At 73.6% G+C, this 7021-nt stretch carries 6 protein-coding genes and 1 pseudogene; 3 read left to right on the top strand and 4 right to left on the bottom strand.

Annotated features, from left to right (window positions below):
• Nucleotides 1-149 precede the first annotated feature (149 nt).
• On the top strand, nucleotides 150-2204 hold the full coding sequence (locus AB0M39_RS40920; RefSeq protein ID WP_365373976.1) for a phosphatidylglycerol lysyltransferase domain-containing protein: 2055 nt from the start codon (nucleotides 150-152) through the stop codon (nucleotides 2202-2204).
• Complete coding sequence (locus tag AB0M39_RS40915; protein ID WP_365373974.1) at nucleotides 2201-2911, top strand: hypothetical protein; 711 nt, start codon at nucleotides 2201-2203, stop codon at nucleotides 2909-2911. The genes AB0M39_RS40920 and AB0M39_RS40915 overlap by 4 nt, the downstream gene beginning before the upstream one ends.
• Here the strand turns inward: AB0M39_RS40915 and AB0M39_RS40910 are convergent.
• Nucleotides 2860-3615 carry a hypothetical protein gene (locus tag AB0M39_RS40910; protein ID WP_365373971.1) on the bottom strand — a complete coding sequence of 252 codons (756 nt, stop codon included), beginning with the start codon at nucleotides 3613-3615 and terminating at the stop codon, nucleotides 2860-2862. The two genes, AB0M39_RS40915 and AB0M39_RS40910, sit on opposite strands and share 52 nt — an antisense overlap.
• A 68-nt stretch (nucleotides 3616-3683) precedes the next feature.
• Here AB0M39_RS40910 and cobS point away from each other — a divergent pair, with 68 nt between their 5' ends.
• Entirely contained in the window at nucleotides 3684-4499 is an 816-nt protein-coding gene (gene cobS / locus AB0M39_RS40905; protein ID WP_365373968.1) for an adenosylcobinamide-GDP ribazoletransferase, read from the top strand.
• 54 nt (nucleotides 4500-4553) lie between these two features.
• Here cobS and AB0M39_RS40900 read toward each other — a convergent pair whose 3' ends face one another.
• The 3 genes and pseudogenes from AB0M39_RS40900 to AB0M39_RS40890 form a co-directional block, all read right to left on the bottom strand.
• A complete protein-coding gene (locus tag AB0M39_RS40900) occupies nucleotides 4554-5381 on the bottom strand; it encodes an endo alpha-1,4 polygalactosaminidase (protein WP_365373965.1) in 828 nt (275 codons plus the stop codon).
• Entirely contained in the window at nucleotides 5378-6010 is a 633-nt protein-coding gene (locus AB0M39_RS40895; RefSeq protein WP_365373963.1) for a spherulation-specific family 4 protein, read from the bottom strand. Before AB0M39_RS40895 ends, AB0M39_RS40900 begins: the two co-directional genes overlap by 4 nt.
• 11 nt (nucleotides 6011-6021) lie before the next feature.
• Nucleotides 6022-7021, bottom strand: a pseudogene (locus AB0M39_RS40890) (hypothetical protein); the annotation flags it as partial.

Raw genomic sequence — 7021 nt, 5'->3', positions numbered from 1 at the left:
ACTCTTCGACGGCGGACCCGAGACCCCGAGCGTCGTGATCGGCCCGGTCGATCTCTCCGACCGGGTGGACGAGGCCCTCGCGGTGCAGGCCCTCGACCCGTTGTGATGCGCGATGCCCCATATCATCGCGTTTCATGGGAGAGGTCCGTTTGTCCACGGAAGAGACAAGCCGGGGAACGAGCCGGGGCGCCGGCACAGGCGTCGACGGGGGTGTCGGGGGCGTCGAGGCGGGCGCCGACGGGGACGCCGTACGCAGCGCTGGCTCGCGTCCGGGTCCGGGTCCGTGCCCGAGCCCGGACGGCGCCCTGATCGGCGGCCAGGGCAGAAGCGCCGCGAAGGACACCGGCGCGAGCGCCGGGGGGAAGGGCGCAGGCGCGAAGACCGCCAAGAGCGCAGGCACGAGCACCGGCGCGCAGAGCACCGACGCCGGGCCCGCCAATCGCGCCGCCGGCGACCGGCCCCGCAGCACCGCCCGTTCCCGCCGCGGCGCCGCCTTCGCCGTCTGGTATCTGCGAGCCGTCGCCTTCGTCAACTTCCTGAGCGCCGTCTGGGTCTCCTTCGGCCAGGACCTCCGCCGCCACAACGTCGACGACTACTTCACGCCCTATCTGCTCACCGCCGGCTTCGCCTCCGGGGCCTTCACCCTCTTCCTGGCGATCACCATGCGCCGCCGCAAGCGGGCGGCCTGGATCCTCAACCTCGTACTCGGCGGACTCTTCCTGCTGCTCTTCGCCCTCGCCGTCGCGGTCGAGCCCGGCATCCGCGCACATGCCCAGAACTGGGTCTCGCTGGTGCTGACCACCATGTTCGTGCTCGCGCTGCTCCTGGGGCGGCGCGAGTTCTACGCGAAGGGCGACCGCTCCAACCCCAAGCTCGCCGCGGCCGTGGCGGCCGGCGGGCTGCTGGTCGCCTCCCTGCTCGCCGCGCTCCTGGTCACCGTCACCGACACCGCGGCCGGCGCCTCCACGTTCCTGGAGCGCTGGCACTACGGGGTGATGCGGCTGGTCTCGCTGGACGCCGACGACGCCCGCTTCGCGGACATCAGCACGCCCGGCTGGGTCGACGTCGCCGTCAACGTGCTGTCCACACTGCTGCTGCTCGCCGTGCTGTACGCAGCCTTCCGCTCCCGGCGGGCCGTCGACCCGATCACCGAGGAGGACGAGGCGCGGCTGCGCGCCCTGCTGGAGCGGCACGGCGAGCGCGACTCGCTCGGCTACTTCTCGCTGCGCCGCGAGAAGAGCGTCGTATGGTCCCCGACCGGCAAGGCGGCGGTGGCCTACCGGGTCGTCGGCGGGGTGTCCCTCGCCTCCGGCGATCCGATCGGCGACCCGGAGGCCTGGCCCGGCGCGATCGACCCCTGGCTGGCCGAGGCGCGCGAGCACGGCTGGATCCCGGCCGTGATGGGCGCCAGCGAGGAGGCCGGCACGATCTACGCACGGCACGGCCTGGACGCGCTGGAACTGGGCGACGAGGCGCTCGTGGAGACCGCCGAGTTCACCCTGGAGGGGCGCGCCATGCGGACGGTGCGCCAGGCCTACAACCGGGTGCGGCGCGCCGGGTACGAGGTGCGGATCCGCCGTCACGAGGACATTCCCGCCGACGAGATGGCCGTGCTGCTCCAGCGCGCCGACGACTGGCGCGACGGGGCCACCGAGCGCGGGTTCTCCATGGCGCTGGGCCGGCTCGGCGACCCGGGCGACGGCCGCTGCGTGATGCTCGAATGCTGGGACCGCGGCGCCGAGGAGGGCGCGGGCGAGCTGCGGGCAGTGCTCAGCTTCGTGCCCTGGGGGCCGGCCGGGCTCTCGCTCGACCTCATGCGGCGCGACCGGGACTCCGAGAACGGCCTGATGGAGTTCATGGTCATCGAACTGCTCCAGCGCGCGAAAGAGATCGGGATCACTCACGTCTCGTTGAACTTCGCGATGTTCAGGTCGGTCTTCGAACGGGGCTCGAGGCTCGGGGCAGGACCCGTGCTGAGGCTGTGGCGCTCGCTCCTCAGCTTCTTCTCACGGTGGTGGCAGATCGAGTCCCTGTATCGAGCCAACGCCAAGTACCGACCGATCTGGGAGCCGCGATTCATGCTCTTCGAAAAGAGCGCCGACCTGTTGCGCATCGGCCTGGCCGCCGGCCGCGCCGAGGGCTTTCTGGAGGCCCCCGGCCTGCCCAGGTGGATGCACCGCAGACACCTGGAGACCAAGCGTTGAGCAAGGTGAGCGCCTTCGCGCAACGCGAGTGGGGCCCTCTGTACCAGACCGTGCGCGGGGAGCTCGTCGCCAAGAAGGCGGGGGCGATCTGGCTGACGCTCACGGCCGTGTGCCTCACCGCGCTCTTCCAGATCGTGCAGAACCAGTCCTGGGGCTATGACCCGGTCCGCGTGATCGGCTTCGTACGGGCCGAGGACCCGCTGTGGCTCGCCCTGGTGCGCACCCCGCTCTCGCTGTTCGTGCCGGCGCTGGACCTGCCGGTGTGGGGCGCGCTGGCGCAGGTGCTGCTGGTCTTCGGCATCGCGGAGATCACGCTGGGCCGGGTGCGGATGCTGGCGGTCGCGTATCTGTCGACGCTGGCCGGGACGATGTACGCGCGGATCGGCATCGCGCTCGGCCCCGACAGCGTCCTCGGGGTGCCCGCATCCGACGCGCGGGTCGTCGACACGGGTCCCTCGGCCGCGGTCGTCGGCCTCGCCGTCTACGTCTGCTGGCGCTACCGGGCCCGGTTCACCGCGGGGCTGGTGATCGTCGCGATGGTCGTCGAGATCTTCGTCAAGAACAATCTCGCGGGCAAGGAGCATCTGGCGGCCATCGCCGCGGTGCTCGTGCTGATCGCGGTCGAGGCCCAGATCCAGCGGCGCAGGGACCGGCGTCAGGGCGCGCGGTCCCGCGACCGGTCGGGGGCGCCGCCGATCCACTCCTGAAGTCTGCGGGACAGGCCCGTCCAGCGACGGTCGTGACGGTAGGCGCGCAGCGCCGCTCTGGCCCGGAACTTGGGGCGGTTGCGGTAGAAGCGTCTGGCCCACAGCGAGCCGGGGCGGGCCAGCCGCAGCGCGCCGACGGTCGCCACGAAGGGCACCAGGGCGCCGATCAGCGCGGTGCGGAACTTGCCCTTGAACAGGGCGAGGAGCACGAACACGAAGTTCAGCGCGAGCGTCGACAGGAGCACGGCCCGGTTCTGCTGCTGATCGTCGTTCAGGTCGTTCACGCCCAGCGGCGAGAAGCCCCCGAGGGTCAGCAGCACGAGGGACGCGGTGAGCACGACCACCTCGACGCTCTTGCGGCCCTGGTCGCTCCAGTAGACGTCGTCCATGTGGAGGATCAGCGCGAACTCGTCGAGCACCAGGCCCGCGCCGATGCCGAAGATGACGGCGCAGACCGCCGCGGCGGCTCCGTGCCGTCCGCTGCCGACGGCGCCGAAGCCGCCGACGATGGTGAGGACGACGCCGGGCACCACATGGTGGACGTGGACGCCGCCGGTGCTGACGTTGCGGAACGGGCCCTTGCCGGCCCTGATCAGCCGGGTGATGGCGCGGGTGATCAGAAAGGTCAGCACGAAGGAGGCAAGGGCGAGCAGCAGCGGGAGCTTCCCCGGCTCGACGATGTTGCGGTAAAACCAGTGACCCATGCCACCCGCTCCCGTTTCGCGCGTTATGCGCAACTTACCGTCAGTGCGGCCGGGCTACCCTTCGCGCGATGACTGATTCGGCCGACAGCCGCGCCTCGCTGGGCGACGGCATCCGCTTCGCCTTCGGCACGCTGACCGTGCTCCCGGTCCGCGTCGCCCGCTGGGACCGGGCCGCGGCCCGCGCCGGAATGCTGTGGGCGCCGCTGGCCGGGCTGGTCGTCGGGCTGTTCGCGGCGGCCGTCGGCGGCGCTCTGGCACTGCTGGACGCGGGTCCGCTGCTGGCCGCCGTGGCGAGCGCGGCCGTCCCGGCGGCGCTGACCCGGGGCCTCCATCTGGACGGGTTGGCCGACACCGCGGACGGCCTCGGCAGCGGGAAGCCGGCGGACGACGCGCTGCGCATCATGAAACAGTCGGACATCGGGCCGTTCGGGGTCATCACTGTGCTGTTCGTGCTGCTGGCGCAGATCGCGGCGCTGTACGAGCTGTACGGCGAGAGCTGGGCGCAGGGCGCGCTGGCGGCGGCGCTCAGCGCGGTGACGGCCCGCCTCGCCCTCACCCTCGCCTCGCGCACGGGAGTCCCCGCCGCGCGCCCCGGAGGCCTGGGGGCGGCGGTCGCTCAGACGGTGGGCATGCGCACCGCCCTCACAGTCGCCGCGCTCGTCGTCGCGGCGTGCGCGGCGGCGGGCACGCTCTTCGGCGCCTCGCCGGTTCCAAGCGCGGCCGGCGCGGCGCACTGCGCCCTCGCGGCCGTGGCGGCCCTGGCCGCGGCGGAGCTGCTTCTACGGCACTGTGCACGGCGGTTCGGCGGGGTGACGGGGGACGTGTTCGGGGCGGTCGCCGAGACGGCGGCGACGGCGACGCTGATCGCGCTGGCCGTGCGCTAGGCCGGGTCGGCGAGACGGGCGCGGGACCTCGGGCCTCGCGGCACGGACCCGGCGTCAGCACGTCGCGCGCCAGACCCCCAGCTCGTACTCCTTCCGCATCGAGCTCAGCTTCAGCCGGCGCGACTGTTCGCAGAAGTCCCCCGTCCCCAGCTCGTACTCCACATGGAACACCGCCTTGCCCGCCCGCACGAACGGCGTCAGCCGCTCGCACTCGTCGTGCTCCGCGCACTGCTCGTTGACCGCGAAGTCGAAGTCGCCCACCAGCTGCGGGATCTGGTCGACGTCGTTCTTGAGGCCGACCGCCAGTCCCCGGTCGTGGGCCAGACGGGCGATCAGCCGGTTGTAGCGGAGCTGGTCGGCGGCGGTGAGGGGGAAGCCGGTGCGGTTGGCGTACCCGTCCATGTTGTCGGGCTCGACCGCGTCGAAGCCCTTGGCCCTGCACATGTCGAAGCGCTCGGCCATCAGGGGCTCCAGGACGTCGGTGCGCCGGATGTCGAGCCAGCGTTCGCCCTCCCAGCCGTTGCCGCGGCCGAGCACGGCCTTGGGGAACTTCCCGGCGTCGGGGCGGAAGTCCTCCCAGGCGCCGGTCGACAGGTAGCAGATCACCTTGCGTCCCCGGCGGTGCAGATCGGCGACCTCGGACGCGGAGTGGTTGAAGCCGTCGATGTCGTACACCGGCGCGTCGACGCCCGGGTCGAGCCGGCCGCTGAGCTGCCACTGCCACTCCAGGCCGGGCGTCGGCCGCCACCGCCCCTTCGACGGCGGCGACGGCTGCTGCGGCTGCTGCGGTTTCGATGGCTTCGGGTCCGGCGGGCGGTCCTGCCCGGTGCAGCCCGCGAGCAGCAGGAGCGCCGCCGCGAGCAGCGGGAGCGCGCGTCTCACAGCTCCGGCTCCACGTCGTGCGGCAGCGTGCCCCACGGGTGGGCGCCGTCGCCGGGGACGACGCAGTGGACGGCGGCCTCGGCGCGCGCCTCGGAGGGCGCGGCGTACACGAGATGGCAGAACCGCTCGCGCGGGTGGTCGGCCGTCCACAGGGGCACGGCCAGCGAGCGGTAGGCGTCCCACGGTCCCTCGAACGTGACCAGCAGATCGCCGAGCTCGGCGTAGGCCGGGTCGGGGTGGGCGCCGTGGTTGAGCACCAGGGTGCGCGCGCCGGCCGCGCGGGCGGCGACCTCGATGCGGCGGTAGTGCGGCAGCGCGTCCGCCTCTCCCGACACCTGGTCGAGGAAGGCGCCGTCCGCGCCGTACCAGTCGCGGTGGCACAGCAGGTCCCTTACGACGTCGGCGTGCGGCCGGCGGCCGTAGTCGGTGTCGGCGTAGCCGAGCACGCGCACCCCGGCCGCCCGCAGCCGCCCGGCGACCACCGCGAACGACGGGTCGGGCGAGGTCCCGGGCCCGCTGGCGGGGTTGACCACCACGCCGTAGAGCCGGGGCGCCGCCGCGACGAGCGCGTTCCAGGCGTCGGGCTGTTCGGCGGGGTGCTCGTAGTACGGCACCAGAAGTGTCTTCACGGCACGCTTCCTCATCCACGGTGGGCGGTGGCCCGGCCCAGCAGAACACAGACGAGCCCGGCCAGCAGGCCCGCCGCGACGGCGGCGACGCAGAGCCCGACCAGCGGCGGGTCGCTCGCGCCGGCCGTCAGGGCCGCGGTCTGGGCGAGGGCGGCGGCGCAGCACACGGCGGCGGCGCCGACCACCGCGCCGAAGGACTGCAGGAGGAGCCCGGTCCACAGCACCGTGCCGATGAGCAGCAGGGTGGCCAGGCGCATGCCGCCGAGGGCGGGGGCGTCGGGCCACAGCAGCGTTCCGGCGACGGCGAGCACGAGCAGCACCGCGAGATATCCGGCGAGGCACTCGGCGAGCACGGCGGCGGCTCTGCGCCAGAACGCGCGCGAGGTGGTGCTCGCCCGCAGCCCGGCGAGGGTCTCGCCGCGGAAGCGGTGCAGCAGCCACTCGGCGGGCCCCATGCTGAGCGTCAACGCGACGGCGGAGGGCGCGGAGACGACGCCGCCGGGTCCGACGGCCAGGACGTCGCCGAGCGCGGTGTACATCACCAGCGCGCCGGTGCCGAGGCCGAAGAGGCCGTAGGGCACGGAGGCGCGCAGGGAGGGGCGGACTCTCCCGGCGGCGCTTGCGCCGTCTCGTCCCCTGCCGTCGCCGGGCGCCTCGCCATCGGGCTCCCGCCGCTCCCCCGACAAGCCCCGCAGCAAGCCCCGCAGCAGGCCTCGCAACGGGCCCCGTAGAGACCCGGGGGCGAGCGCCGCCGTCGCCGCGTACACCGTCGCGCCCAGCGACGCCAGCAGCAGGGCCGTCCGCACCAGGATGGGCAGGTCGTACGGCAGGGCCAGCACCGCCCCGGCCGTCATCGGCGCCAGCGCGCTCAGCAGCGCCCGTTCGCGGTCCAGGACCAGCAGGACCGTCGCCGCCGACAGGTACAGCGCCTGGGCCGCGGCGAAGGCCGCCGCCGGCCACTGGCCCGGGCCCGGGGAGGCCCAGGCGGCGAGCGCCGCAGCCGCCGTGCCC

Origin of the sequence: Streptomyces sp. NPDC051907 (genome assembly GCF_040681075.1) — a bacterium.
Classification (GTDB): Bacteria; Actinomycetota; Actinomycetes; order Streptomycetales; family Streptomycetaceae; genus Streptomyces.
The sequence above is the reverse complement of the archived record's forward strand: the minus strand, read 5'-3'. Positions and strand labels throughout refer to the sequence as shown.

What these genes read in the sequence shown, in the direction of transcription:
- AB0M39_RS40910 (WP_365373971.1), bottom strand. Translation starts at nt 3,615, where the DNA reads ATGGGTCACTGGTTTTACCGCAACATCGTCGAGCCGGGGAAGCTCCCG.
- cobS (WP_365373968.1), top strand. Translation starts at nt 3,684, where the DNA reads ATGACTGATTCGGCCGACAGCCGCGCCTCGCTGGGCGACGGCATCCGC.